27 protein-coding genes are annotated in these 25815 nt (G+C 58.2%); 10 read left to right on the plus strand and 17 right to left on the minus strand.

Going from position 1 to position 25815, the window contains the following annotated elements; genetic code table 11:
* Positions 1–31: 31 nt before the first annotated feature.
* Both TU76_RS10260 and TU76_RS10265 read left to right on the plus strand, forming a co-directional pair.
* Positions 32–922, plus strand: coding sequence for a DMT family transporter (locus TU76_RS10260; protein ID WP_048351584.1), 891 nt, complete (start codon positions 32–34; stop codon positions 920–922).
* Between the two features lie 129 nt (positions 923–1051).
* A complete protein-coding gene (locus TU76_RS10265; protein ID WP_048351585.1) occupies positions 1052–1831 on the plus strand; it encodes an HNH endonuclease in 780 nt (259 codons plus the stop codon).
* On the opposite strand, the gene TU76_RS10270 is transcribed toward TU76_RS10265, so the two are convergent.
* Positions 1803–2294 carry a hypothetical protein gene (locus TU76_RS10270; RefSeq protein ID WP_019826515.1) on the minus strand — a complete coding sequence of 164 codons (492 nt, stop codon included), beginning with the start codon at positions 2292–2294 and terminating at the stop codon, positions 1803–1805. The genes TU76_RS10265 and TU76_RS10270 overlap by 29 nt on opposite strands.
* Before the next feature lie 251 nt (positions 2295–2545).
* On the opposite strand from TU76_RS10270, the gene TU76_RS10275 reads away from it, so the two are divergent.
* The 5 genes from TU76_RS10275 to TU76_RS10295 are packed head-to-tail and all read left to right on the plus strand — an operon-like array spanning position 2546 to position 7310.
* The gene (locus TU76_RS10275) at positions 2546–4126 is read left to right on the plus strand and encodes an ABC transporter substrate-binding protein (protein WP_046808948.1); all 1581 of its coding nucleotides are present in this window, start codon (positions 2546–2548) and stop codon (positions 4124–4126) included.
* The gene (locus TU76_RS10280) at positions 4123–5094 is read left to right on the plus strand and encodes an ABC transporter permease (protein WP_231984108.1); all 972 of its coding nucleotides are present in this window, start codon (positions 4123–4125) and stop codon (positions 5092–5094) included. The genes TU76_RS10275 and TU76_RS10280 overlap by 4 nt, the downstream gene beginning before the upstream one ends.
* A complete protein-coding gene (locus TU76_RS10285; protein ID WP_019826512.1) occupies positions 5091–5897 on the plus strand; it encodes an ABC transporter permease in 807 nt (268 codons plus the stop codon). The genes TU76_RS10280 and TU76_RS10285 overlap by 4 nt, the downstream gene beginning before the upstream one ends.
* Positions 5897–6688, plus strand: coding sequence for an ATP-binding cassette domain-containing protein (locus TU76_RS10290; RefSeq protein ID WP_048351587.1), 792 nt, complete (start codon positions 5897–5899; stop codon positions 6686–6688). The genes TU76_RS10285 and TU76_RS10290 overlap by 1 nt, the downstream gene beginning before the upstream one ends.
* Entirely contained in the window at positions 6681–7310 is a 630-nt protein-coding gene (locus TU76_RS10295; RefSeq protein WP_048351588.1) for an ATP-binding cassette domain-containing protein, read from the plus strand. The genes TU76_RS10290 and TU76_RS10295 overlap by 8 nt, the downstream gene beginning before the upstream one ends.
* 338 nt (positions 7311–7648) lie before the next feature.
* On the opposite strand, the gene TU76_RS10300 is transcribed toward TU76_RS10295, so the two are convergent.
* From TU76_RS10300 to TU76_RS10330, 7 genes are all read right to left on the minus strand, one after another.
* Complete coding sequence (locus TU76_RS10300) at positions 7649–7981, minus strand: DUF6388 family protein (protein ID WP_037032463.1); 333 nt, start codon at positions 7979–7981, stop codon at positions 7649–7651.
* A gap of 126 nt (positions 7982–8107) precedes the next feature.
* Positions 8108–8368, minus strand: coding sequence for a helix-turn-helix domain-containing protein (locus TU76_RS10305; protein WP_019826505.1), 261 nt, complete (start codon positions 8366–8368; stop codon positions 8108–8110).
* Between the two features lie 153 nt (positions 8369–8521).
* On the minus strand, positions 8522–9907 hold the full coding sequence (locus TU76_RS10310; protein ID WP_019826503.1) for a nucleobase:cation symporter-2 family protein: 1386 nt from the start codon (positions 9905–9907) through the stop codon (positions 8522–8524).
* Between the two features lie 160 nt (positions 9908–10067).
* Positions 10068–11456 (minus strand): dihydrolipoyl dehydrogenase, encoded by a 1389-nt coding sequence (gene lpdA, locus TU76_RS10315; protein WP_048351589.1) that lies wholly within the window; start codon positions 11454–11456, stop codon positions 10068–10070.
* Positions 11457–11458: 2 nt separating this feature from the next.
* The gene (locus TU76_RS10320) at positions 11459–12739 is read right to left on the minus strand and encodes a dihydrolipoamide acetyltransferase family protein (protein ID WP_048351590.1); all 1281 of its coding nucleotides are present in this window, start codon (positions 12737–12739) and stop codon (positions 11459–11461) included.
* On the minus strand, positions 12740–13795 hold the full coding sequence (locus TU76_RS10325) for an alpha-ketoacid dehydrogenase subunit beta (protein ID WP_019826497.1): 1056 nt from the start codon (positions 13793–13795) through the stop codon (positions 12740–12742).
* Between the two features lie 4 nt (positions 13796–13799).
* On the minus strand, positions 13800–15032 hold the full coding sequence (locus tag TU76_RS10330; protein WP_046808942.1) for a 3-methyl-2-oxobutanoate dehydrogenase (2-methylpropanoyl-transferring) subunit alpha: 1233 nt from the start codon (positions 15030–15032) through the stop codon (positions 13800–13802).
* 206 nt (positions 15033–15238) lie between these two features.
* Between TU76_RS10330 and TU76_RS10335 the strand changes: the two genes are divergently transcribed.
* Positions 15239–15727, plus strand: a complete 489-nt coding sequence (locus TU76_RS10335; protein WP_019826494.1) for an Lrp/AsnC family transcriptional regulator — start codon at positions 15239–15241, stop codon at positions 15725–15727.
* Between the two features lies 1 nt (position 15728).
* On the opposite strand, the gene TU76_RS10340 is transcribed toward TU76_RS10335, so the two are convergent.
* A complete protein-coding gene (locus tag TU76_RS10340) occupies positions 15729–16274 on the minus strand; it encodes a histidine phosphatase family protein (RefSeq protein WP_019826492.1) in 546 nt (181 codons plus the stop codon).
* 117 nt (positions 16275–16391) lie between these two features.
* Here TU76_RS10340 and copC point away from each other — a divergent pair, with 117 nt between their 5' ends.
* Together copC and copD are read left to right on the plus strand one after the other, a co-directional pair.
* Entirely contained in the window at positions 16392–16766 is a 375-nt protein-coding gene (gene copC, locus TU76_RS10345) for a copper homeostasis periplasmic binding protein CopC (protein ID WP_048351591.1), read from the plus strand.
* Between the two features lie 4 nt (positions 16767–16770).
* Complete coding sequence (copD, locus tag TU76_RS10350) at positions 16771–17622, plus strand: copper homeostasis membrane protein CopD (protein WP_048351671.1); 852 nt, start codon at positions 16771–16773, stop codon at positions 17620–17622.
* A gap of 209 nt (positions 17623–17831) precedes the next feature.
* Here copD and lpxO read toward each other — a convergent pair whose 3' ends face one another.
* The 8 genes from lpxO to TU76_RS10390 form a co-directional block, all read right to left on the minus strand.
* Positions 17832–18731, minus strand: coding sequence for a lipid A hydroxylase LpxO (gene lpxO, locus TU76_RS10355; protein ID WP_048351592.1), 900 nt, complete (start codon positions 18729–18731; stop codon positions 17832–17834).
* Positions 18732–18899: 168 nt separating this feature from the next.
* A complete protein-coding gene (locus tag TU76_RS10360; RefSeq protein ID WP_048351593.1) occupies positions 18900–19853 on the minus strand; it encodes a PfkB family carbohydrate kinase in 954 nt (317 codons plus the stop codon).
* The gene (locus TU76_RS10365; RefSeq protein ID WP_048351594.1) at positions 19846–21309 is read right to left on the minus strand and encodes a purine-cytosine permease family protein; all 1464 of its coding nucleotides are present in this window, start codon (positions 21307–21309) and stop codon (positions 19846–19848) included. Before TU76_RS10365 ends, TU76_RS10360 begins: the two co-directional genes overlap by 8 nt.
* Before the next feature lie 99 nt (positions 21310–21408).
* Positions 21409–22413 (minus strand): ADP-ribosylglycohydrolase family protein, encoded by a 1005-nt coding sequence (locus TU76_RS10370; RefSeq protein WP_048351595.1) that lies wholly within the window; start codon positions 22411–22413, stop codon positions 21409–21411.
* A complete protein-coding gene (locus TU76_RS10375) occupies positions 22410–23123 on the minus strand; it encodes a GntR family transcriptional regulator (RefSeq protein WP_046808937.1) in 714 nt (237 codons plus the stop codon). Before TU76_RS10375 ends, TU76_RS10370 begins: the two co-directional genes overlap by 4 nt.
* Positions 23124–23281: 158 nt before the next feature.
* Positions 23282–23971, minus strand: a complete 690-nt coding sequence (locus TU76_RS10380) for an endonuclease (protein WP_019829178.1) — start codon at positions 23969–23971, stop codon at positions 23282–23284.
* 4 nt (positions 23972–23975) lie between these two features.
* Positions 23976–24227, minus strand: a complete 252-nt coding sequence (locus tag TU76_RS10385; RefSeq protein WP_019829179.1) for a DUF1654 domain-containing protein — start codon at positions 24225–24227, stop codon at positions 23976–23978.
* 173 nt (positions 24228–24400) lie between these two features.
* Positions 24401–25483 carry an asparaginase gene (locus TU76_RS10390; protein WP_048351596.1) on the minus strand — a complete coding sequence of 361 codons (1083 nt, stop codon included), beginning with the start codon at positions 25481–25483 and terminating at the stop codon, positions 24401–24403.
* Positions 25484–25815 lie beyond the last annotated feature (332 nt).

A 25815-nucleotide genomic window follows, 5' to 3' on the forward strand; every position in this document is an offset into this window, starting at 1 on the left:
CATACTGTTTCCTACTTTGAGGGAGGCAATTATGGACAAAACAACGCAACGCGGTTCGCTGGAAATGGTCGCCGCCATGCTGATTTCCGGCACCATCGGCTGGCTGGTCATGCTCTCCGGGCAAGCGGTACTGGACGTTGTGTTCTGGCGATGTGTGTTCGGTGCGGCCACGTTGCTGGTGATTTGTGCGCTGATGGGGTTCCTGCGCCCCGGCGTATTGAATCGCCATAGTTTTTTAATGATTGTGCTGAGCGGGGTGGCCATCGTCGCCAACTGGGTACTGTTGTTTGCCTCTTACTCGCGGGCCTCAATTGCCATTGGCACTGCCGTCTATAACGTCCAACCGTTTATTTTGCTTGGGCTGGCAGCGTTGTTTCTCGGCGAAAAAATCACCCTGCAAAAACTGGCCTGGCTTGCGGTGTCATTCGCAGGAATGCTGGCCATCGTCAGCGCCCATCACGGCAAAGGGGAGAGCGGGACTGAATATTTGCTGGGGATTGCCTTGGCCTTGAGTGCGGCGTTGATGTATGCCGTGGCCGTGTTGATCATCAAGCGTCTGCGCGAAGTCCCCCCGCACCTGATCGCGCTGATTCAGGTCAGTACCGGCATCCTGCTGCTGGCTCCGATGGCCAACATCACGGAACTGCCCACTGGCACACAGGCCTGGAGTACTTTGCTGACGCTTGGCGTAGTCCATACCGGCCTGATGTACGTGCTTCTCTACGGAGCAATCCAGAAATTGCCCACGGCATTGATCGGTGCCCTGAGCTTTATCTACCCCATCGCCGCGATATTTGTGGACTGGTTTGCCTTTGGCCATCGCCTTGAGCTTTTGCAATGGATCGGCGTTGCGGCGATTTTGATCGCTGCGGCCGGGATTCAACTGGGGTGGCGAGTGGGAGGGCGGCGGGTGGTGATTTAGTAATGGGTTAGGGTCTCGATTTTAGTTTCAGCATCTCGGCTCTTTCCTACAGCAGTTACTTTCTGCTTACGTTGCCAGGTAAATTTCCCTACCTTGAGTGCCTACGCATAGGTTCATAAGGATAAGGTGATGTCGGACGGTTGGAGTGACAAGGAACTTGCGGCCTCGGTTGAGGCATACCGTGAGATGTTGAAGAAACAGGCTAAAGAACAAACCTTTGTAAAATCTCATATTTATCGTGGCTTAGCTGAGCGGTTTGGGCGCGATGAGGGTGCTTTTGAGCGTCGGATGCAAAACATTTCGGCGATTTATGAAGCCAGCGGCCAGGAGTGGGTTAAAGGGCTAAAACCACAAAGAAATATCGGCACAGCGATCAAGGCTAGGCTGATTGAAATGATTAACTCACGCTCTGATCTCAGCCCTGCAGCTCAAGAGCTTGCGTTAGCCGAAGCCCAAGCAGATCAAGATGACGCGTTCGACCCCATAAACATTGAAGATGCTAGAAACCGAGTAGTGGCGAGTATTGTCCGTCGTCGCGGACAAGCTGCGTTTCGTAAGGAACTATTGGCAGCCTATGGTAAATGCGCCATCACAGGTTGCGACCAAGTCGAAGTGCTAGAGGCAGCCCATATTCATCCTTATATGGGGCAGCAAACCCACTCCGTTTCCAACGGCTTATTGCTTCGCGCCGATCTTCATACATTGTTCGATTTGTACTTGATCGCCATTGAGCCAGGTACTCGGCTTATTCGTCTGGCCCCAGCGCTCAGTCAATCGGACTATGCCCAATACGAAGGCATGCCACTGAATACACCAGCATCGCCTTCAGCGATGGCGAGTCTTAAAGCATTGCAGTGGCATGCGGACCATTGTACTTGGCTTAAATCCCCGACCGACTCATCGGGCTGATCATCCGGACTCCCAAGCTAAGCGCTTGTGTTACCAGGGCTCTGAGGTCCGTGGTGTTTTCGTCCTTGATGCACTGCGCCAGCCTTTCACCCAGGGTCGGGGCGGTGTCTGTGCCTTCAGGGTAGGCGCGCAAGATCAGTAGCCCGCTATTGGTCAGCACGACTTCGTAGAACGCTACGCCAGACATACCGTCGAAGTGGATGTAGCCGATATCGGCCAGCCATTTGACGGTGGCCAAAAACAGGTTTTCTTCCTTTTCCAACGCTTCGCGGTTGCTGTCGCCGAGCGTTTTGTAGTCGATAAAGCTTTCTGCGGTGAGGGTGATCGGCAAGGGAAAGTTGCGGTACAAATGGCCCAGGATCAAGCCGGTATAGCAGTCGAACAATTCAATGTTGTTGGACGGCAGGGCGTTGATCGAGTGGACGTTTTTATCTTTGAGGTGACCGGCTAATCCTTTAAACATGCGAACCTCTGTCAGTTGAGTCTGTATCCCGTGACGGAATAATCTTCCCCATTGGTATAGCACAGTCACACGCATGAAACCTGACCTGCAGCAATTGTTACAAAGTGATGCTGGCAGGCCGGAAAACCCCTAAAAAATCAGATGGATAACTGGCTATTTAGAGTCAGACTGCTATTACTGTTGGGCGCGATAACGCGTGTACAGCCGCTTATCAGGCCTTCTGGCCAGCCTATTTATGATCGGGAGGATAGATGTCAAAGACTGCATGGATGCGTAACACCCTGGTGGCGGCTGCTTTGCTCAGTGTCATGGCAGCGCCGGCTTATTCGTCGCAGGACCGCACTCTGCAACTGGCTATTGGTGATGAGCCGACCGAGGGCTTTGATCCTATGTTGGGTTGGAGCCATGGCAGTTACCTGCTGTTGCACAGCCCATTGCTCAAGCAAAACGAGGACTTGTCCTGGAGCAGTTTTCTGCTGAGCGATTATCAGACCAGCGACGATGGCAAGACCTGGACCTTGAAGCTCAAGCCCGAACTCAAGTTCTCTGACGGTTCACCGCTCACAGCCAAGGACGTGGCCTACACCTACAACAATGCAGCGGCCAGCGGTGGCAAGGTCGACATGGGCAACTTCCTCAAGGCCGAGGCGGTTGATCCGCTCACGGTGCGTATTGAGTTAAAGGCGCCACAAAGCACGTTCGTCAATGTGCTCGGCTCGCTGGGTATTGTTTCAGCGGATAAATACGATGCCAAAACCTACGCGCAAAAGCCGATCGGTGCAGGGCCCTACCGACTGGTCAGCTATCAGCCGGGCCAGCAGTTGATTGTTGAGGCCAACCCGTACTACGCAGGGCAAAAAAACGATTTCAATAAACTGGTGTTCGTTTTCCTGGATGAAGACAGCGCTTTTGCTGCCGCTCAAAGCAAGCAGCTGGGCATTGTGCGCATTGCCCCTTCGTTGGCGGTGACCCCGGCCGCGGGCATGAAGCTGTGGGTGCGGCCCAGCGTTGAAAACCGCGGCATCGTGATGCCGACCATCGCCTCCGGTAAAAAAGACGCCAACGGCTATCCCATTGGCAATGATGTGACAGCAGATGTCGCCATCCGCAAAGCCATCAACTACGCAATCAATCGGCAACTGCTCGCCGATCAGATTCTCGAAGGGCATGCGGTCCCGGCGTATTCCGGCGTCCAGGGCTTGCCGTGGGCTAATCCGGATGCAGCCTTCAAGGATGGCGATATCGCCAAGGCCAAGCAGATTCTGGATGAAGGCGGCTGGGTAGAAACCCCGAGCGGTATCCGGGAGAAAAATGGCCTGCCGGCCAAAATCACCCTGTGGTACGCCAGTGGCGATGTGACTCGTCGTGATCTGGCCCAGGCCGTGCGCTCAATGCTCAAGCCCGTCGGCATCGACGTGGACCTCAAGTCCGGCAGTTGGGAGACCGTCGAGCGCAACATGCACGCCAACCCGACCCTGTTTGGTTGGGGCAGCCTCGACCCGATGGAGCTTTACCATCACTACAGCAGCAAGGCCGCAGGCGTTGAGTACTACAACCCTGGCTATTACAAAAATCCGGTCGTCGACCAGCATCTCCAGCAAGCGCTGGATGCCCCGACCTGGCAGCAGGCGGTGCCGTTCTGGCAGCAAGTGGAGTGGGACGGCAAGACCGGCGTTGGCGTCAAAGGTGATGCGGCCTGGGCCTGGCTCCTGAACGTGCAGCACACCTATTTGACCGATGAATGTGTTGATCTGGGCAAGGGAGCACCGGAAATTCACGGGTCCTGGTCGCTGCTCAACAGCGTTGATGGCTGGAAGTGGACCTGCAAGTGATACGAGGGCTCTCGTTCTTCGTTGTGCGTTTGATGGGCCTGCTGCTGGTGACAGCAGCAGGCACCTTTGCCTTGCTCAGTTTTTCTCCGGTGGACCCGATTCGCGCCTATATAGGCAACGACTTGCTGCACGTGCCGCCCGAGCAATACCCGTTGATTGCTGCGCGCTGGGGGCTCGACCTGCCGTTGTGGGAGCGTTTTTTGCGCTGGTTTGGCCAAATGCTGCAAGGGGACTTTGGCTACTCGATGCTTTATAACGCGCCGGTTTCGCAGGTGATCGGCGAGCGTTTCGCCACCTCATTTGCCCTGTTGTTTTCGGCGTGGCTGTTTTCCGGCATTGTCGGCCTGGTCATGGGGCTGACGGCAGGGCGCTACTTGAATCGCTGGCCTGACCGACTGATTTCGACCTTGTCCTATGTGCTCGCCTCCATGCCAACCTTCTGGATTGGCCTGCTGTTGCTGTCGTTGTTTGCTGTGACCCTCAACTGGGCGCCGATCTGCTGCGCCTGGACCCCCGGCAGCAATGCCGAAACGGCCACGTGGGGTGACAAACTCAGGCATCTGATTCTGCCCATGTTGGCACTAGGCATGCTGGGCGTAGGCAATATCGCCCTGCATACCCGCTCCCGGGTGGCGGAGGTGATGCACAGTGAGTTCATTCGTTACGCCCATGCTCAGGGCGATAAAGGCTGGCCGTTGATCAACTTCCATATCGTGCGCCATGCCCTGACGCCTGCCTTGTGCCTGCAGTTTGCTTCGGTAGGAGAGCTGATTGGCGGCTCGTTGCTGGCTGAAAAAGTATTCGCTTATCCAGGCCTGGGGCAGGCCACGATTGATGCAGGATTGCGCGGTGATATTCCGTTGCTGATGGGGATCGTGATGTTTTGCGCGGTGCTGGTCTTTACCGGCAACAGCATTGCCAACGCGCTGTTATTGCGCCTCAACCGTGGGGCGGCGCGCCAGTCATGACGTACGATCCGAATCGCGCCTTGCTAAGGCTCTGCCTTTCGCTGTTGATGTTGCTGGTGTTGATCGCCTATGGCGTTTCGATCATCAATGTCGATGTCTCCATGGACCTGCTGGCGCGACGTCTGCCGCCGTCGGCCGAGTACTGGTTTGGTACTGACAGCCTGGGGCGCGATCTTTGGTTGCGCTGCTTTCAGGGGATGACCACCAGCTTGCAGATCGGCCTGACCGCGGCTTTTAGCAGCGGTTTTCTGGCGATGCTGGCCGCCAGTTTGTGTTCGCTGAACAAAACCCTGGACTACCTGATTCGCGGCCTGATCGACAGCATGCTGGCGTTGCCGCATTTACTGCTGCTGGTGCTGATTTGTTTCACTCTGGGTGGCGGTAAACAGGGGGTGATCCTGGCGGTGGCGCTGACTCACTGGCCGCGGCTGGCACTGATCCTGCGTGGCGAGATCCTGCGTATCCGTGAGACGGATTTCGTGATGCTCTCGCACCGCCTGGGCAACAGCAGTTTCTACCGCTGGCGCCATCACTTGCTGCCCTTGCTGTTGCCGCAGTGGATCATCGGCACCTTGTTGATGTTCCCCCACGCGGTGCTGCATTCAGCTGCGTTGAGCTTTCTGGGCTTTGGCCTGGCACCCCATGACCCGTCTCTGGGCCTGTTGCTGGCCGATGCGCTAAGGTACTTGAGCAGCGGCGCCTGGTGGCTGGCGTTTTTCCCGGGTTTGATTCTGGTAAGTCTGGTGTTGGTTTTTGACCAATTTGCACGGGCATTGCAGCAGCTCTGGATAAGGATTACCTGATGCTGAAATTCGACCAGTTTTCGATCGATGTTGCTCACTACCACTGGCTGGGCCTCAAAACCTGGCATCCGCTGTTGAGCACTATCTCCCTTGAGGTCAAACCCGGAGAGCTGGTGGCGCTGGTGGGCTCCAGCGGCGAGGGTAAAAGCCTGCTGCTGCAAAGCACCCTGGGCTTGCTGCCCGAGAACATGCGCTGTCGCGGTGACATTGTGCTCGACGGGCAGGTGCTGGGTGATACCAGCAAGGTCGATCAACGCGGCAAAACGGTGTGTTACGTGCCTCAGGGCGTCAGCGCCCTGAACCCGCTGATCAAGGTCGGGCCGCAATTGATGCGTGCCGCGCGCCTGAGCGGGGTCAAGTTGGGAATGGAGGAGGTGGCTGATCAACTCAAACACTACAACTTGCAGCCGCAGTTGGTGGATGAGTTCCCGCGCACCCTGTCGGGCGGGATGGCCAAGCGCGTACTGGCCAGTTGCGCGGCCCTGACCCGTGCGCGCTATATCCTCGCTGACGAGATCACGTCGTGGCTGGATGACGAGCATGCCAGCCAGTTGCTGACGCACCTGAAGGGTTTTTGCCAGCAGGGGCGCGGGATCTTGTGGGTGACCCATGACCTGGCGCTGGCGGCACGTTTTGCCGACCGCATAGCCGTACTGCATCAAGGCGAGCTGCACGAAACCCTGAGTGCTGCAGAGTTGCGCGAGAACGGTGGCAGCCCGTGGTTGCAGTCGCTGTGGGCGGCGTTGCCCGAACAGCAGTTTCTGGCGCGCAGGGTGCCTGAATATGCTTGAAGTCCAGCAGTTGAGTATCGTGCAGGATGGACGCCGGCTCTGGGATTCGGTGTCGTTCCAGGTCCGGCCCGGTGAGCGCCAGGGCATCTCGGCGCCCAGCGGCTACGGTAAAACCACCCTGGGCCGGGTGCTGGCGCAATGGCAGTCAGCAACGTCGGGCAAGGTCACCGTGGGCGGCAAACCGCTTTCACAAAAGGGTTATTGCCCGGTTCAGTTAGTGCCGCAACATCCCGAGCAGACCTTCAACCCTTATCGCACCACGGGCGAAAGCCTGCGCGATGCCTGGTCCCCGGATGCCGCCTGGCTGGAGCGTCTGGCCGTGAAACCCGACTGGCTGGCGCGACGCCCGGATGAATTGTCGGGCGGTGAGTTGGCACGTATCGCCTTGCTCAGAGCGCTTGATCCGCGCACCCGTTACCTGATCGCAGACGAAGTGACGGCCCAGCTGGACCCGCATATTCAGGCGCAGGTTTGGCATGTCCTGCTGGAAGAAGCCCGTCATCGTGAGTTGGGGCTGATAGTGTTCAGCCATAACAAAGTCCTGCTGGAGAAGGTGTGTTCGAGTATCTGGATGCCGCAGCGGGTGCTGGGTGTGAATGCTGCTACGCCCTGCCAGCAGTGAATCCACCACGCCGCTTGCCATTTCGACACCGTATATCAAGTTCCACAGCGGCTCGGCGTCAAAACCCCTGAGGTGGGAGCGGATGTCGTCGGCAGTGGTTTCAGCCCCCTAGAGCAGCAGCGAAATAGGCAGCAAGGCGTCGTGGGCGTTGATACCGGGTTGATGCTGAAGAGTGGCGTGCCCGGATGGGCTGTGGTTTCGAGCGTGTCGAGGGAAAGGGATCAGGCAGGTGCAGGCGTTGCAATTTGTGTGGGAACCACCGCAAATCCACTGTGGGAGCGAGCCTGCTCGCGATGCAGACGCTGCGGTGATTCTGATGACGTGTGGAGCGTATGTAATCAGCGCCCCTCAAGGCCATGCAATTCGCAGTATTCTGCCCAGTCCATGCCCGCCATTTGCGCCACTTCACGGTGAACTTCCAGGCGCTGGGCCTGAAATTCTTCAGCATCGGCACTGGTCAATTGCAGCGTCAGCTCCCAGGCAAAAAAGCCCAGGCGTTCGGCCTCGGCCTCAAAGGCTTCATTCAAGCGTTCCTGGCGATATTCCTTCATGGACTGGCCAACAGCGCGGGCAGCCAGGGGGTTTAACGTTTCAAGTTCTGCAGCCAGATCAGGGTGTTCGTCGAGAAAGCGATCAAGGGCTTTTTGATGATTGGTTCCGGGTTCGGTCACACAAGTCTCCAGATTGAAAAAGGGCGAGAACATAGCGTAGACGCGTTCGACGCCGCTCGTGTCGTTTGCACCCGGGGTCTGGCCATTCAACGGTGTAGTCGTGTTGGCTGCATCGCGGGATGGAGATCAGTTTTTGGTGAGTTGTCCATTGCCGGTAGGCACGATGACAGAGGGCGATCGATACAAGGTGTGGCGACCGTTAAGGATATAGAGCACATCGGTGCCGAGCAGGGTGATCAACGCCAGATAGTCGGCTCGGGGAAGGCTAAGGTCCCGCTCATACAGGCTTTGCGCGTTGCGACCGATACCTCCGGCCAGAGCCATTTGCTGCTGCGTCAGGCTAAGGCGCAGGCGCTCTTCTCTGAGGCGTTTTCCGTAGGTACTCATGTGCGTAACCTGATAGGAGCATGGGTGTCATGCAAAGATTAATTCAAGCGGTGAAAGAGGGAAAGGGCGGTCGTCAATAGTCTCTGCAGGTTGTGTGATTTCAGACAAAAAGAGGCAGGAAAGCGCCAAGCGTTCCTGCCTCTTTTATTTTGCCTACAGCGCCGGCTTTTTCTCGGCTTCCGGCAGGAACCAGTTCAGCAGCAGGGCGCAGATACCGCCTGTGGCCACGCCGGATTCCAGCACGTTGCGCAGGGCAGCGGGCATGTGGGCGAGGAACTCAGGTACCTGAGACACACCCAGACCCAAGGCCAGGGAGACGGCAATGATCAACAGGGCGCGACGGTCCAGGTTGATGCTGGCCAGAATATTGATCCCCGACGCCGCTACGGCACCGAACATCACCATGGCTGCACCGCCCAGTACCGGCTCGGGCACGGCCTGAATGGCACCGGCCACGCTTGGGAACAGGCCCAACAGGATCAACATGCCTGCAATCCATACGCCAATGTGGCGGCTGGCAATGCCGGTGAGCTGAATCACGCCATTGTTCTGGGCAAAAATCGAGCTGGGGAACGTGTTGAAAATGCCCGCCAGGAACGAGTTGGCACCGTTGACCAGAACGCCGCCCTTGATGCGTTGCATCCAGATTGGGCCTTCGACCGGCTGGCGCGACACTTTGCTGGTGGCGGTCACGTCACCAATGGCTTCCAGCGAGGTGACGAGGTAAATCACCAGCATCGGAATAAACAGCGACCAGGAGAAGCCCAGGCCGAAGTGCAACGGCATTGGCACCTGGAACAGTTCTGCTTCGTGCATGCCGGTGAAATCCAGACGCCCCAGATAACCCGCCAGCGCATAGCCCACTGCCAGGGCGATGACGATGGCGCAGCTGCGCATCCACACCAGCGGGATGCGGTTAAGGATCACGATGATTGCCAGCACTACGCCCGACAGCATGAGGTTTTCGCCGTTGGCGAACGTACCGTTGCCCATCGCGGTAAAGCCGCCGCCCATGCTGATCAGACCGACTTTAATCAGGGTCAGGCCAATCATCAGCACCACAATGCCGGTGACCAGCGGGGTGATCATGCGTTTTACGAAGGGCAAAACCCGGGAGATACCCATTTCGACAAACGAACCGGCAATGACCACGCCAAAGATCGCAGCCATCACAGCTTCAACCGGCGTGCCTTGCTTGACCATCAGCGCGCCGCCCGCAATCAGCGGCCCGACAAAGTTGAAGCTGGTGCCTTGCACGATCAGCAGCCCGGCGCCGAAAGGACCAAAGCGCTTGCACTGAACGAAGGTGGCGATGCCGGAGATGACCAGCGACATGGAGACAATCAGGTTGGTATCGCGGCTGGACACACCCAGTGCCTGGCAGATCAGCAGGCCGGGGGTGACGATTGGCACGATGATCGCCAGCAGATGTTGCAGAGCTGCCAGAAAGCCGATCCACGGCTTGGGCCGGTCTTCAAGACCGAAGACCAGCTCGCTGGTCTGGGACTCGGCTTCAGGCGGTGTGTTGAGAGAGGTCATGGCGAGCGCCCTGGAAAAAAGAGCGCGATTCTACTGGTCTTGGGCCATTACGCCCAGTGTTGGTTGGTTATTGACGCCGCAACTCACTTCGGTGGGAGCGAGCCTGCTCGCGAATGCCTGCACGCGACCTTCGCGAGCAGGCTCGCTCCCACATCAGACATTACAGATGCAAGGCATGCCCCAATGCGCGCAGGGCGGCTTCCTGTACGGCTTCACCCAGTGTGGGGTGGGCGTGAATGGTGCCGGCAATGTCCTCCAGGCAGGCGCCCATTTCCATTGACTGGCCAAAGGCGGTCGACAACTCCGAAACACCCGCACCCACGGCTTGCCAACCGACGATCAGGTGGTTGTCGCGGCGCGCCACAACTCGCACAAATCCGGTTTTGGATTCCAGGGTCATGGCCCGGCCATTGGCCGAGAACGGGAAGCTGGCGCTGATAAAGTCCAGCCCGGCCGCTTCTGCCTCGGCCGGGGTTTTGCCCACCACGACAATTTCCGGATCGGTAAAACACACCGCAGCAATGGCCGTGGGGCTGAACTCGCGCTGTTTACCGGCAATGATCTCGGCAACCATCTCGCCCTGGGCCATGGCTCGATGTGCCAGCATCGGCTCACCCGTCAGGTCACCAATCGCCCACACGTTGCGCATGCTGGTGTGGCAGCGGTTATCCACGCGAATGGCCGGGCCGTTCATGGCCAGAGCCAGGGTTTCAAGGTTGAAGCCTTGAGTGCGGGGGCGGCGACCGACCGCCACCAGCACCTGATCGGTTTCCAGGGTTTGGCTCTCGCCCATGGCGTTGCGCATGGAGAGGGTTTTGGTGCTGGCCTGGAAGCCTTCGACGCTGTGGGACAGGTACAGAGTAATGCCCAGCGCCTTGAGGGATTCGGCCACCGGCAGCGTGAGATCCTTGTCGTACGTTGGCAAGATCCGGTCACGTGCTTCAACCACGGTCACTTCGGCGCCGAGCTTGCGGTAGGCGATACCCAGCTCCAGGCCGATATACCCGGCTCCGACCACGGTCAGGCGCTTGGGAATGGCGGTTGGCTGCAGGGCTTCGGTAGACGAAATGATCGCGCCGCCAATGGGCAGAATCGGCAGGTCGACGGTCTGCGAGCCGGTAGCCAGCAACAGGTGTTCGCATTCGATGCGCTGTCCGTCGACTTCAACGGCCTTGCCGTCGAGGATCTTGGCCCAGCCATGAATGACCTTCACGCCATGTTTTTTCAGGAGTGCGCCGACGCCGGTGGTCAGGCGGTCAACGATGCCGTTTTTCCATTGCACGCTTTGGCCGATATCCAGGCTCGGGGCTTGAGTCTTGATCCCCAGCGGTGAATGGCTAGTGCTGTAGCGCTGAGTCGTGTGGAACTGCTCGGCAACGTGAATCAGCGCCTTGGACGGAATGCAGCCCACGTTAAGGCAGGTACCGCCCAGGGACTGGCCTTCGATCAGGACCGTCGGGATCCCCAGCTGGCCGGCGCGGATCGCCGCGACATAGCCGCCAGGGCCGCCACCGATAATCAGCAGCGTGGTGTGTTGTGTTGGCTGCATGTTCACTCCAGAAACAGGGTGGCAGGTTGTTCGAGCAAGCCACGCATGGCCTGGATAAATTGCGCCGCGTCCATGCCATCGACCACGCGATGGTCGAAGGAGCTGGAAAGGTTCATCATTTTTCGCACCACGATCTGGCCTTTGACCACGACCGGACGCTCGACGATGCGGTTAACCCCAATAATCGCCACTTCAGGCAGGTTGACCACCGGGGTGCTGACAATGCCGCCCAGCGCGCCCAGGCTGGTCAGGGTAATGGTTGAACCGGAGAGTTCTTCGCGGGTGGCTTTGCCGGTGCGCACGGCGTTGGCCAGGCGAGCGATTTCATCGGCGGCACCCCACAGGTTCAGGGTTTCGGCGTGACGAACCACGGGCACCATCAAGCCGGCGTCGCTCTGCGCGGCAACGCCGATGTGGGCGGCGCCAAAGCGGGTAATGATTTGTGCTTCGTCGTCATAACGCACGTTGATCTGCGGGAAATCGCGCAAGGCGACGACCATCGCCCGTACCAAGAATGGCAGCAAGGTCAGCTTGCCGCGGCTGTCGCCCCATTTTTGATTGAGCTGGGCGCGCAGTTCTTCAAGGGCGGTGACGTCCACTTCCTCGACATAGCTGAAGTGTGCAGCGCGGCGCTTGGCGTCCTGCATGCGCTGGGCGATCTTGCGGCGCAGGCCGATCACCGGGATCTGCTGCTCGTCGTTGCGTTTGGCGTAACCACTGGCAGGCGCAACGCTGGTGCTGGAGTCTTGTGCCAGATAAGCATCCAGGTCGTCATGCAGCACACGACCCGCAGGGCCGCTGCCCACCACAAAGCGCAGCTCGATCCCGGCATCCCAGGCACGCTTGCGCACGGCCGGGGAGGCCAGCGGGCGTTCATTGGCTTCGCGGGCGACAGGCGCCACACGCTGCATTGTTGCGGTTTTCACCGAAGGCGATGACACCACGGCGACCTCGACCCGGGCCTGGGGCGCAGCTTTAGGGGCGGCGACCGCAGGGGCTGGCGCCGCGGCAGGCTGGGCGCTTTCACGCAGGTTGCCCGCGCCTTCGACTTCGATGCGGATCAATTCACTGCCCACGGCCATGACTTCACCGGGCTGGCCACCCAGAGCCAGGACTCTACCGGCCACGGGGGAGGGAATGTCCACGGTGGCCTTGTCGGTCATCACATCGGCCACGACCTGGTCTTCGCTGACCATGTCGCCGACTTTGACAAACCACTCCACCAGTTCAACTTGAGCAATGCCTTCGCCAATGTCCGGCATCTTGATAACGTGCGTACCCATTCAGACCTCCATAACCCGTTGTAAAGCAGCACCCACTCGCGCCGGGCCGGGGAAGTAGGCCCACTCCTGAGCATGGGGATACGGCGTATCCCAGCCGGTTACACGCTCGATTGGTGCTTCCAGGTAGTGGAAGCAGTGCTCTTGAACCAGTGCGATCAGCTCGGCGCCGAAACCGCAGGTGCGGGTGGCTTCGTGCACGACAACGCAACGGCGGGTCTTCTTCACGGAGGTGACGATGGCGTCCAGATCCAGCGGCCACAGGCTGCGCAGGTCGATGACTTCAGCATCGATGCCGGTTTCTTCAGCGGCCACTTGGGCGACATAGACGGTGGTGCCGTAGGTCAGGATGGTGACTTCAGTGCCGGGGCGCACAATGGCGGCGCAGTCCAGCGGCACGGTGTAATAACCGTCGGGTACGGCGCTGGCCGGGTGTTTCGACCACGGGGTGACAGGGCGATCGTGATGGCCGTCGAACGGACCGTTGTACAGGCGTTTTGGCTCAAGGAAGATGACCGGGTCATCGTTCTCGATGGCGGCAATCAGCAGGCCCTTGGCGTCGTAGGGGTTGGACGGCATCACGGTACGCAGGCCGCAGACCTGGGTGAACATGGCCTCCGGGCTCTGGCTGTGGGTCTGGCCGCCGTAGATCCCGCCACCGCAGGGCATGCGGATGGTCATCGGGGCGATAAATTCACCGGCCGAGCGGTAGCGCAGGCGCGCCGCTTCGGAAACGATCTGGTCGGAAGCCGGGTAGAAGTAGTCGGCAAACTGGATTTCGGCCACAGGGCGCAGGCCGTAAGCACCCATGCCCACTGCAGCGCCGACGATGCCGCTTTCGGAGATGGGGGCGTCGAACACCCGCGAGCTGCCGTACTTGGCCTGCAGGCCTTCGGTGCAGCGAAACACGCCGCCGAAGTAGCCCACGTCCTGGCCAAATACCACCACGTTATCGTCGCGCTCAAGCATCACATCCATGGCCGAGCGCAGGGCCTGGATCATCGTCATGGTGCTGGTACTCACGGCGTTCTCCATCTGAATTTTATTGTTGTCGTTCATCTGGTTATAACCCCAATTCCTGACGTTGCCGGCGCAAATGCTCGGGCATTTCCTTGTACACGTCTTCAAACATCGAGGCAGCGCTGGGTATTTGCCCACCGGCCAGGGTGCCGAAACGCTCGGCTTCCTTTTGCGCGCCAATGATTTCAGCTTCGAGTTCAGCGCTGACCGCGACGTGCTCTTCTTCCGACCAGTTGCCAGTGGCAATCAGGTGCTGCTTGAGACGAATAATCGGATCACCCAGCGGGAAGTGGCTCCAGTCATCGGCAGGACGGTACTTGGATGGATCGTCAGACGTGGAGTGCGGGCCTGCGCGATACGTGACCCACTCGATCAGGGTCGGCCCCAGATTGCGGCGTGCCCGCTCGGCGGCCCAGGCCGAGGCGGCGTACACCGCGATAAAGTCGTTGCCATCAACCCGCAGCGAAGCGATACCGCAACCTACCCCACGCCCGGCGAAGGTGGTGGATTCGCCGCCGGCAATGGCTTGGAACGTCGAAATCGCCCACTGGTTGTTGACCACGTTGAGGATCACAGGGGCGCGGTAGACGTGGGCGAAGGTGAGGGCGGTGTGAAAGTCGGACTCGGCAGTGGCACCGTCGCCAATCCAGGCCGAGGCGATTTTGGTGTCGCCCTTGATCGCCGAGGCCATACCCCAGCCGACGGCTTGCATGAATTGGGTGGCGAGGTTGCCGGAAATACTAAAAAAGCCGTAATCGCGAACCGAATACATGATCGGCAATTGCCGGCCCTTGAGCGGATCGCGTTCGTTGGACAGCAATTGGCAGATCAGGTCGACCAGAGGGACGTCGCGGGCCATCAAAATACTTTGCTGACGGTAGGTCGGGAAGCACATGTCGTCGATATTCAAGGCCAGGGCCTGGGCGCTGCCGATGGCCTCTTCGCCAAGGCTCTGCATGTAGAACGACATTTTCTTCTGGCGCTGGGCGACCACCATGCGGGTGTCGAAAATGCGGGTTTTGAGCATGGCGCGCATGCCTGCACGCAACACCTCGGTGGATACGCCTTCGGCCCACGGGCCAAGGGCCTGGCCCTGATCATCGAGCACGCGAATCAGGCCCTTGGCCAAATCAGCCGTGTCGGCAGGTTCTACATCGATTGGCGGTTTGCGTACCAGACCGGCATCGGTCAGGCGCAGGTAACTGAAGTCGGTCTTGCAGCCTGGGCGGCCAGACGGTTCGGGAACGTGCAGGCGCAACGGTGCATATTCATTCATGGCTTTCTCTACGCTCGATCTTGTCGTGATTATTAGGCGCGGGAGCTAGGTAAAACGTCGAAGATCTGTCTGATATAAGACCAAGATCTTGTCCTACAACAATCATATTCCTGACGCTGAAGAATATTTCTCTGTAGTTCATTGTGCTTTGCAGCATTTAAGGATAAGAATTCTTTATAAACATAAAAAACAGGTGTTTTTATCTCATGCGTAAGCTAGATCGAACGGATATCGGGATTCTCAACAGCCTTCAGCAGAATGCGCGCATCACCAATGCGGACCTTGCGCGCTCGGTAAACCTGTCACCGACGCCGTGTTTTAACCGGGTCAAGGCGATGGAAGAGCGTGGCCTGATCCGTGAGCAGGTGACCTTGCTCGACGCCGACATGCTGGGGCTGCACGTCAATGTGTTCATCCATGTCAGCTTGGAGAAGCAGGTCGAAGAAGCCCTGCAACATTTTGAAGCGGCAATTTCCGATCGCCATGAAGTCATGGAGTGCTATTTGATGGCGGGCGACCCGGACTACCTGATTCGGGTGCTGGTGCCGAGTATTCAGGCACTTGAGCGTTTCATGATGGACTTTCTGACCAAGGTTCCAGGGGTGGCCAACATCCGTTCAAGCTTCGCTCTCAAACAGGTGCGCTACAAAACCGCGTTGCCGCTGCCTCCGGGTGGGCTAATGCTGGAGGAGTGATTCACACCCGCAGCCGCCAGCGCTCAGTGAAGCGCAGGTCAACCACCGACAGCGGCTCAACGTCAATCAGGTTGAAGGACGCCGTATTTGCAGCAAGCGCATGCAATATGGCGGCACGGATGACAAAGGGGTGAGTCACTACGGCAAAATGGCCTTCTTCTCGAAACTCATCGAGCCAGGCGCTGACTCGCAGGCAATGGTCCTGCACGGATTCGCCGCCGTGGGGCGCTGAATACGGGTTGTTGATCCAGCTTGTGAGCACTTGCGGCATGCTTTGCTGCAAGTCCGACAGGCGCAACCCCTGCCAGTCGCCGACATCGTAGTCCCCCAGGGCGGGTACAATTTCAATCTCGCCGCCCAGTGCCTGGGCGGTTTGCAAGGTTCGGGTTTCGGGCCCGCAGAGTATGCGCACCGGCTTTTTCAGCCGCGCCCTCAGTTCAGCTGCCAGCAGCAAACCCTTTGGTTCAGCCGGTTCATCCAGTGCAAAGCGTCCCAGACGCTGGGCTTCAGTGCGGGCATGACAAATAAAGCTGAGGCGGGTGGGCATGCTGGGGTCCTTGCGGGGGAGGCGTCGTGTTGGGTGCCGGGAGACTGCGTGCGCTCGCCCTTGAATCAGTTTAGGCGAGTATTATGACCGCGTATTTCACTCTCAAGGTACTGTGCAATGGCTGCTGCTCTGTTGAAAAAAGTCCTTAATACCGCTGCATTACTGACACTGATGGCCGGTGCCAGTGCGGCGTTCGCCCATGCCCATCTGGAACAGTCGACACCCGCTGCCGGTAGCATCGTCACGAGTGCCAATGAACTGCGACTGGTGTTCACCGAAGGCGTGGAGCAGGCGTTCACCAAGGTCGTGCTGACCCGTGACCAGGCGCCGGTTACTGTGAGCAGCATCAAGACCGAGCCTGCCAACAAGAAAGTCCTGATTGTGACCCCGGCCCATCCGTTGCCTGCAGGTACCTACCAGGTGAAGTGGAACGCAGTGTCTGTGGATACTCACAAGAGTGCTGGCGATTACAGTTTTACGGTGAGCAACTGAGTTGATTGTCAGTGCAATGGTCATCTGCCGTTTTGTGCATTTTTGCGTTGTGCTGCTGATGTTCGGGGCCTGTGCATTCAGGCCTCTGCTGCTGGGTGCCTGGCCTTGCGTCGAGATTGATCGAAAGCTGCGCAAGGTCAATCTCGTTCTGGCATGGGTTGGGCTTGGCAGCGGGGTGGCGTGGCTGGTGTTGACCACCCATTCGATGGCCGGCAGTTGGCCAGAAACACTTGACCTCGGCACATTGTGGCTGGTGCTGGGCAGCACTTTTTTCGGTCAGGTCTGGGCCTTCCATCTGTTGTTCTGCGTTCTGTTACTGATCACTTTGTACGCCCCGGCCCGTTTTTACGTCATCTGGCTGTTGAGCTTTTTGTTGCTGGCCACATTGGCGCCGGTTGGTCACGGTGCGATGCTGGATGGCTGGCGTGGGCAACTGTTGATGCTCAACCAACTGATTCATCTGGTGTGTGTCGCCATCTGGCTTGGCGGTCTGATGGGGTTGCTGCTGATCCTTGGGCGTCCTGCGGGGCATGCCGTGAGTGCGGTTTTACAGCGCTTCAGCAATCTGGGTTTTGTGCTGGTTGCCGGGATCATGCTGACCGGGCTCATCAATACCCGGGTGCTTACGGGGGCGCTCTGGCCTACACCGTTGTTTGAAGGGTTCGCACTGATTCTGTTGATCAAAGTGACGCTGGTGGGGGTGATGTTACTGCTGGCACTGCTCAATCTGGTCATGAGCCGTTTGGGCCGCATCGCACTGTTACGCAGCAGTGTTGCCCTTGAATGGTTTTTCGGATTGGCGGCAGTGGCTGCGGTTTCGTTGCTGGGCACTTTGCCGCCGCTGGTGGTGGGCTAACTGTTTTTAATGCCTGCACTGCCTCGTGGGAGCGAGCCTGCTCGCGATGCAGGCGATGCGGTTTATCCAAATGATCGCGGTGATGCCTTCGCGAGCGGGCTCGCTCCCACTTCAACTTTGGCGCCCTGAAGAGTCGAGCTTGCAGGGATTATTGTGGGAGCGAGCCTGCTCGCGAATGATCTTCGCGAGCAGGCTCCCCAGGGAGAAGTCTAGATCAGTAAAAAAACGCCCAGCAAACCGCCAAACACCAGCCACTTTTCCAGGTAGTAGCGCGCGCGGTTGCGCTTTTTCAGCTCCTTGCCGCGCAGGCGAATCTTGTACAGCTTGGTAAATGCGCGGTTCAGACCACCGGTCTTATCACTGCTACCGTTGGGTGAGCTGGCAGAAGCCATGACCGTTCGGCTGAACCACTGGTTGAAGGCGCTGGCCCAGCGATATTTCATGGGCCGCTCTACATCGCAGAACAAGATGATGCGGTTCTTGTCGGTGGTGTTTTCGGCGTAATGAATAAAGGTTTCGTCAAACATCACCGCTTCGCCGTCACGCCACGCGTAGTTCTGGCCGTCGACATTGATGTAGCAGCCCGGATCATTAGGCGTATCCAGCCCCAAGTGAAAGCGCAGCGAGCCTGCATAAGGGTCGCGGTGACGCACCAGTTTCGAGCCGGGTGGCAACTCGGCAAACATGGCGGCCTTGATGGTGCCGATGCCGTTGAGCAACTCAATGGTTCTTGGGCACAGTTCGACCGCTGACGGGTGGTTGTCGCCATACCACTTCAGATAAAAGCGCTTCCAGCCGCTTTTGAAAAACGAGTTGAACCCCACGTCGTTCGGCTGTTCGGAGCGTTTGATTTCGCCCGCTTGCATCAGGTTTCGCGCTTCTTCGCGGATCTCCTGCCAATGCGCTTGCAGAGGCTGTAGCTCGGGGAAATCTGAAGGTTTCAGGTAGGGCTGGCTCGGTACTTTGGAAAAGAGGTACAGAAAGCAGTTGATGGGGGCCAGAAAGGTGGAATGGTCGCTCAGTTGACGTCCAAGTTTATGGCGCACAGTGCCCCGCAGGTGGACATAGGCAATGGACAAAACATAGAGAGCAATAATGATGAGTTTCAAAAGTATCGTCACAAGTCAGGAGAAACGCAGCCCTGCATACACGCAAATAGCCCGATATCCTGTAGGAGTTATCGGGCGCTGGTGTCGCTTGATGGGAGCCAAGGCGTAAGGTTAGTGCAGCACTTTAGGCATTTTCCAGCTTTTCATGATGTTTTTGAACATATTTGCTTACAGTCTTTGGTCGTGTTGCGGGTGGGGATTTTCTATTTCCCTCAGTAAAGCATCTACTTCGTCGGCACCTGGCGACGTGGCGGGTCCGTGGCGGGTGACGGTCAGCGCCGCTGCGGCATTGGCGCGTGTAGCTGCTTGCACCGAGCTATAGCCCGCCGCCAACGAGGCAATCATCACTCCGGCATGCGTGTCTCCGGCACCGTTGCTGTCGACGGCGTGTACCTTGAACCCGGCCATGTGCTGCGCACCATGGCAATCGCTGATCCAGCACCCCTGCGGTCCGTCGCGCACAATCGTGAGGCAGTGGCGGGGCAAGCGTGCAGGCAGGAGGGACAGGGCGCCTGCCAGCGTAGTGCTGGAGGTGAAGGTCTGTGCTTCACTGCGATTGCTGGTCCAGAGGTCAAGACGCGGTAACAGAAGGTCGAGAAGGTGCGGATCGATGTCGGCCACTAACGGACCGGGGTCGAACGACACATGTACGCTCGACGGCAGGCTCTGTATCCAGTTCATTAGCGCCAGAGCCTTGTCGACATGGAGCAGGCTGTAACCGCTGACATAGACGTAGTCGTCAGGCTGGACGGTGACGTTCGCCAGATCCTGGGCGGATAACCCGCCTTCGGCACCGATACAGGAAATAAACGTGCGCTCAGCACTGGCTTCCGTGAGGGCGACGCACAGTCCGGTGTCCTTGTGCGGGTCGATGGGCAAGGTCATCTGGATGCCCTCGGCATTCATGGCCTGCCGGGCCAAATCACCGAACTGCCCCTGGCCGTGGCGTCCCAAATACAACGTTGGTAGTCCATTGCGCTGGGCCGCGGCCATCACGTTGAAACCACCACCTGCATGAAAGTGGGCGCTGTGGGCCAATGTATCGCCACCGGAACGGGGCAGCGTGTCGAGGGTCATTGCCAGGTCGACGATGACCTGGCCGGTATGCAGCAATCTAGACATGGGCGGTATCCGGAGCAGACTGACGGCGGTCTTTGGCACCGCCCAGCAGTGCGTACAAGCCACCTGCCACGACGAATGTCACCACCCAACTCAAGCCGTTATGGCCCAACCAGGAGTCGGCCAGTGGTCCGACAAACCAGTCCGCGTCACTGCTGCCCACACGGGTAAAGCAAAACCCCAGCACCAGGGCCAGTGCCCAGGCACCCAATGCTCTCCATTCGATGCCGCCGTTGTACCAGTAGGCGCTGCTTGCGCTGACGTCCAGCAGGTCTTTGGGGCTGTAGTACTGGCGGTGAGCAAGGTCGACGACAAAGATGGCCACCCAGGCGGTAATCGGAATGGCGGTGAGTGAGATAAAGGTGATGAAGGGGCCATAAAAGCTGCCAGCAAACAGCATGAAGTAAATCGAGCCACAAAAAATTGCCACGATATCGACGACGACGGCCTGTACCCGTTTGATGTTCACCCCTAGGGTCAAGGTGGTCAGGCCTGCGGAATAGACTGACAGATGGTTGGACAGTAACAGGCCGCCAAAGGCGCTGAGCAGGTAGGGAACAGCCATCCACGAGGGCAGCATGTTACGGATCGCGGCGATAGGGTCGGTGGCGGAGGCCAGGTCGTGGTTGCCGACAGACAGCAAGCCGCCAAGGCTGATCAACAAGACCAGAGGAATCCCGGCACCCCAGGCCGCGCTCGCGATCAGTTGCGAGGCCCTGACGCTGCGCTTCTGGTACCGCGACATGTCGGCGCCGGCGTTGGCCCAGCCAATGCCGGTGCCTGCAGCCATGATGCCGATCCCAATAATCACCGCGCTCAGGGGCGCAGGGCTGGCGCTGAACACGGTTTGCCAGTCGATGGTGGCGCACAGGAAGCCGCCTACCAGCAGGTTGAGCGCGCCAAACACGTAGGTTGCCCATTTCTGAATAAGCAGCAGGGTTGCATGCCCCAGGCCGGAAACGCAGAGGGTAAGCACTGTAAAAATGCCGATACACAGCAGGGTAAGCCACGGTGCGTGTTTGGCTTCGGCAGGGGTGTTGAAGACGATTGAGGACAGTGCGAGCAGCACGAATGCGGCGGTGGTGGTGTTCACTGTTTCCCACCCTACACGTGAAATCAGTGAAACCAGTGTGGGGCCAATATTGCCCCGTACGCCGAAGATGGCTCGCGACAGCGTCAGGCTTGGCGCGCGGCCACGTCGTCCAGCAATCGAGATGACACCGACCACGGCAAACGAGCCGGCAGCACCGATCAGGGCGACGATGACGACTTGCCAAATGGCCAATTGATGAAAGGCCACCAGGGTTGCCCCCAATGGCAGACCGAGAATGCTGATATTGGCTGCAAACCAGACCCAGAACAGTTGCAGGGGATCGCCGTTGCACTCGTTTTCGGGGACGGGCTCAATGCCGCGTGTTTCCAGTTGCCCGGCGCTGTGCCCGGCGTTAGGCGATGTCATGGAGAGTGGCTCCTGATGCTGTGTTCTCGTTGTAAGCCGCGTGCGTCCAGGACGGGCCTCAGAAGCGAGGCCGATCGTTTGCTGTCCATGGCAGATTTTTTACAGGTTACGAAGGGCCAGCAGTTGGTGCACCAACGGCTCCAGTTGCAGGCTGTTGACCGCAGTGATCTGTTCGATCAGCTCAGCCGGCCATTGATCCAGCCCAGCACAGGCGCCCAGCATGGCGCCGAGAATGGCGGCAATGGTGTCGGTGTCGCCGCCAAGGCTGGCGGCCATGCACAGGGCGTCGAAACTGCTGAGGTTGGCGGTTGCCACTCGCTGGGCGATGGCGAACGCTGCGACGACAGATTCCTGGGACGCGACGGACGTACCGATCACGTCATACAACAAGTCGCCAAGGTTGTCAGGGTTGCACTCGGTGCTTGCCTGTCTGGCCCAGCGAATGCGCGGGCCCATGCGCCCGCCCGCAACCCAGTGGCCGTGATGCTCCGCAATGAATGCCATTTCGGTGCCCGCATTAAGGGCGTGTTCCAGTTTTTTGCCATTGATCCCGCTAGAGACCACGGCGGCGACTGCAGCTGCACTGGCGATCCCCAGGCTGGTGTTGTGAGTGACCTGGCACGCCTGAATCACGGTATTGATAAAATGTTCCGGATGGGAAATGTCGCTGGCGATACCCACTGGGGCAATGCGCATTGCGGCGCCGTTGGTGGTGCCGTAGCGGCCTGACTGCTCGGGGCTGTGGCCAGCGAGGATCATCTCGATCGCGCGCTTGGTGGATGGCCCAAGCAGATCTTGAGAGCCTTTTGCCTGCATGCCGGATTCCCAACTGATCAGGCGCTGGGCAAGCTGGTTGGGGTCAATGCTGCCTTTGCCTTCGACCAGTAGTTGCCCAACCAGAATGGCTTGCTCGGTGTCATCGGTGACTGAGCCTGCGACCATGTTCGGGGCAATGGGCTGATCGGCCGGGGCGCCTTCAAGCGTCGTAATGTGCCCGAAGCGGACCACAATTTGCCTTCGGCTCAATGACTGGGTCGGCATGCCCAATGCGTCACCCAAAGCCAGGCCATAAAACGCACCCAGCGCACGATCCGTCGCCGTCATGTGGGCGTTCCAAACGAGTGGTACATGCGAAAGTGCACGGGATCAAGCCAGCTTTCGACCAGCTCCATAAAGCGTCCGTGGCGGTCGTAAGTGGTACGTAGCGCCTTGAGAAAAACGGTTCCGGCAGGGCGCCCAAGCAACAGTGCGTCTTCCTCGTTGAGAGGTTCGGCGCCAATCCATTGATCGCCCCGGTCGCCGACAAAGCCGTACGCCGCCAGGGTGATGGTGAGTGAGTCGTCGATCAGACCTACTCTTGGCAGGCCTTCAAGGCCGCCAGTTGCGGGCATGAGGGAGCGCTCCAGCGAAATCGCGGTGCCATCGTCGCGCCGGCGGCGTCGCTCCAGCATGACAAATTGACTCAAACCGAATTGATGGAGCAGATCCGGGCGCTCAATGGCCTCTAGTCGAAGCAGCTCTGTATGGATGCGGGCGCCCGTATTGGCCAACGCCTGGGTCCAGCCGTTATGTTGGTCGAGCGTAATACCGTCATACGTGACGATGGCGCCGCCTTCGGTCCGCGTAGCGATATATTTTCGCCTTTCCAGTTCAGTCAGTGCTGCGCGCAACGTACTGTGGCTCACACGCAGTTCTTGAGCTAATTGGTCTTCTCCCGGCAGCAGATGTCCATCTGCCAGAAGCCCGCTTTCGATACGGTGGACGAGCTCGTCGACCACGCGTTGTTTTTTAGTGAATCGAACCTGTTTAATCATCCCGCAAGTAATAGCTCAGCAATGCAGGTTCAGCAATGTGAGCCCCCCTGAAAAAGCCATAATTCATTGGCTGTTGGTGGACATTCAATGGCAGGAGAAACGCCTTGAGCCTGCGCTGACATCAGGGCTCAAGGCTGTTGCAGTCGAGCAGAGGGGTTTCAGCCACAGGCCTTGAGGTTGACCGGGCCAACAAACTCGTTGCCGCGACCCATCACGCAGGCGACCGCCTGATTGCGCTGACGCTCCCAGGCTTGAACGGGATAGGACTTGTCCCAGGCCTCGTAGAGCTGACGGTCTTGCTTGGAAAGGCGCAAGTTGTAGCGCTTGCTCATGTAAAAGTAGGTGCGGGCGATCATGCCGCGAATGTTGGGGCGGGGCATGACCTTTTTGGATTTGAAGTCGACCTGTGTCAGGCACGAGCCATATTGGCCCTTTTTCTCGGGTAGCCAGCCAAAGCTGAAGTTGCTTCTGTCCCCGTTGACCTCACCAATGCTGGGCACGAGGTTGTGCAGGTCTGCTTCGGCCACTTTGTATACCGGGTCGTTACGGGTGCAGTTTTTCCGCCCGCCACTTTGCCAGCATTGGCGCTGATGACCGATTTGCCAGGCCGGAACGATGTGTTCCCACTCGATGCGAGCGGCCCGGTTGGCATTTTTGCGTGGGATGTAGCCACAGGCTTTCAGGTCGATGCGGTTGCCGCTGTATTTGCAGCCGCAGTAGAACTCGGTGGACTGCGGTGCGTAGAGTTTCCAGGCGACCTTCTTGGCTTCACTGAAGGTTTGCGGGGCTGCAGCGTGTGCGCTTACAACGGTAAAAAGACTGACCAGTGCCAGTAAACAAAACCTCATCGACTCAGTCTTCCTCGGGCACAGTCCAGAAAATATTGACGCTGCCATCATCGCGATGGGCAACGGTTACGTTGTCGTTTTCACCAATTTCTTCCAGCAGGCGTTCCCAGAACTCAGGATTGTCGCCTTCGAGTCGCTCAAGCACCGCCATTTTGTCTTTTTGAGCTTTGGGCGAACTGATGATTTTTTGTATGCGTGTGCCGAAAATTTCGTAGGGGCTCGGTGGGGTAGGCGCTTTCGCCACTTTTTTAGCCATGATGCGATCCTTGGTGTGCTGTATGCGCATACAGTATTTAACTGTGTCAGATTTGGCAACTGTTTGGTGCACGGGGGAGCGCATCCGGCGGTTATTCAGGCCCCAATAAAAAGGCCGCCTCCCTGAGGGAGGCGGCCTTTTCGAGTTCAACCGCAGGCGTTAACGCGTGCGACTTAGTATTCCCAGAAGATCCGCTGCAGCTCTTTGCTGTCTTGGGTTTTGGTCAGTGCGACCATGGCCAGGATGCGAGCTTTCTGAGGGTTCAGGTCGTGGGCTACAACCCAGTCATTTTTGTCGTCAGGTTGTTCTGCGTTACGCAGTACGAACCCGCCGTTATTGACGTGGGAAGAGCGAATGATTTGTACGCCATCCTTACGCAGAGCTTGCAAGGCCGGAACAACACGTGAAGACACCGAACCGTTGCCTGTGCCCGCGTGGATGATGGCTTTGGCGCCGGATTGTGCCAATGCCTTGTAGGCTGTGTCATCGACGTTGCCGTAGGAGTAGGCGATGCCTACGTTTGGCAGGCTCTTGATGTCTTTAATGTCGAACTCGGAATCCATGGTGTGACGCTTGGCTGGCAAGCGGAACCAGTAGGATTTGCCTTCAACGACCATACCCAGTGGGCCCCATGGGCTTTTGAATGCTTCGGTCTTGATGTTGATGGATTTGCTGACGTCACGGCCGGACTGGATCTCGTCGTTCATGGTGACCAGCACGCCTTTACCGCGGGCGTCTTTGCTGCCGGCAACGGCAACGGCGTTGTAGAGGTTCAACATGCCGTCAGCCGACATGGCGGTGCCCGGACGCATGGAGCCGACAACAACGATTGGCTTGTCTGTTTTTTCGACCAGGTTCAGGAAGTAAGCGGTTTCTTCCAGGGTGTCGGTGCCGTGGGTGATCACGATGCCGTCGACATCCTTGCTGTCAGCCAACTCGGCTACCCGGCGGCCCAATTGCAGCAGGTTGTCGTTGGTGATGCTCTCGGATGCAATTTGCATCACTTGCTCGCCACGAACGTTAGCCAGCTGGCTCAACTCGGGTACACCGGCAATCAGTTTGTCGATACCGACCTTGGCTGCTGTGTAAGTTGCACTGTTTGCAGCGCTTGCGCCTGCACCGGCGATGGTGCCGCCTGTAGCCAGAATGACAACATTGGGCTTGGTGGCGGCTTCTTCGGCTTGTACAGCAGTTGGCAGTGCAAGCAGAAGGGCCAGAGCGCCCGGAACGAAGGTTTTCAACACAGCATTTTTCATTGTTTTTTCTCTTATTAGTGAGTGTGCCGGTGTACGCACACCAAACACGGCACAAGCGATTCATTGGCCGTGAGCGGTGTATGGGAGAGCATTATTTATGCCAGTGCGCGCGGCCCTTGTGTCGATATGTAAGTTATTGATTTATAAGTATAAAAATATAATTTGAAATTTCTTGTATTGAAATTGGCCGGTTTCCCGAACAAAAAAGCTTTTTCCGTTCGGAGATTCGAATGCCAGTCCGTTTTACGCGGTCTTTTTTTCACATTGACAAATAACAAGCGGCTTTCCATAGTGAGGTTCAAGCAAACGTTTGCGCGGCGTTTTTTGAACCT

The sequence above is a fragment of the Pseudomonas psychrophila genome, assembly GCF_001043005.1.
GTDB classification, from domain to species: Bacteria; Pseudomonadota; Gammaproteobacteria; order Pseudomonadales; family Pseudomonadaceae; genus Aquipseudomonas; species Aquipseudomonas psychrophila.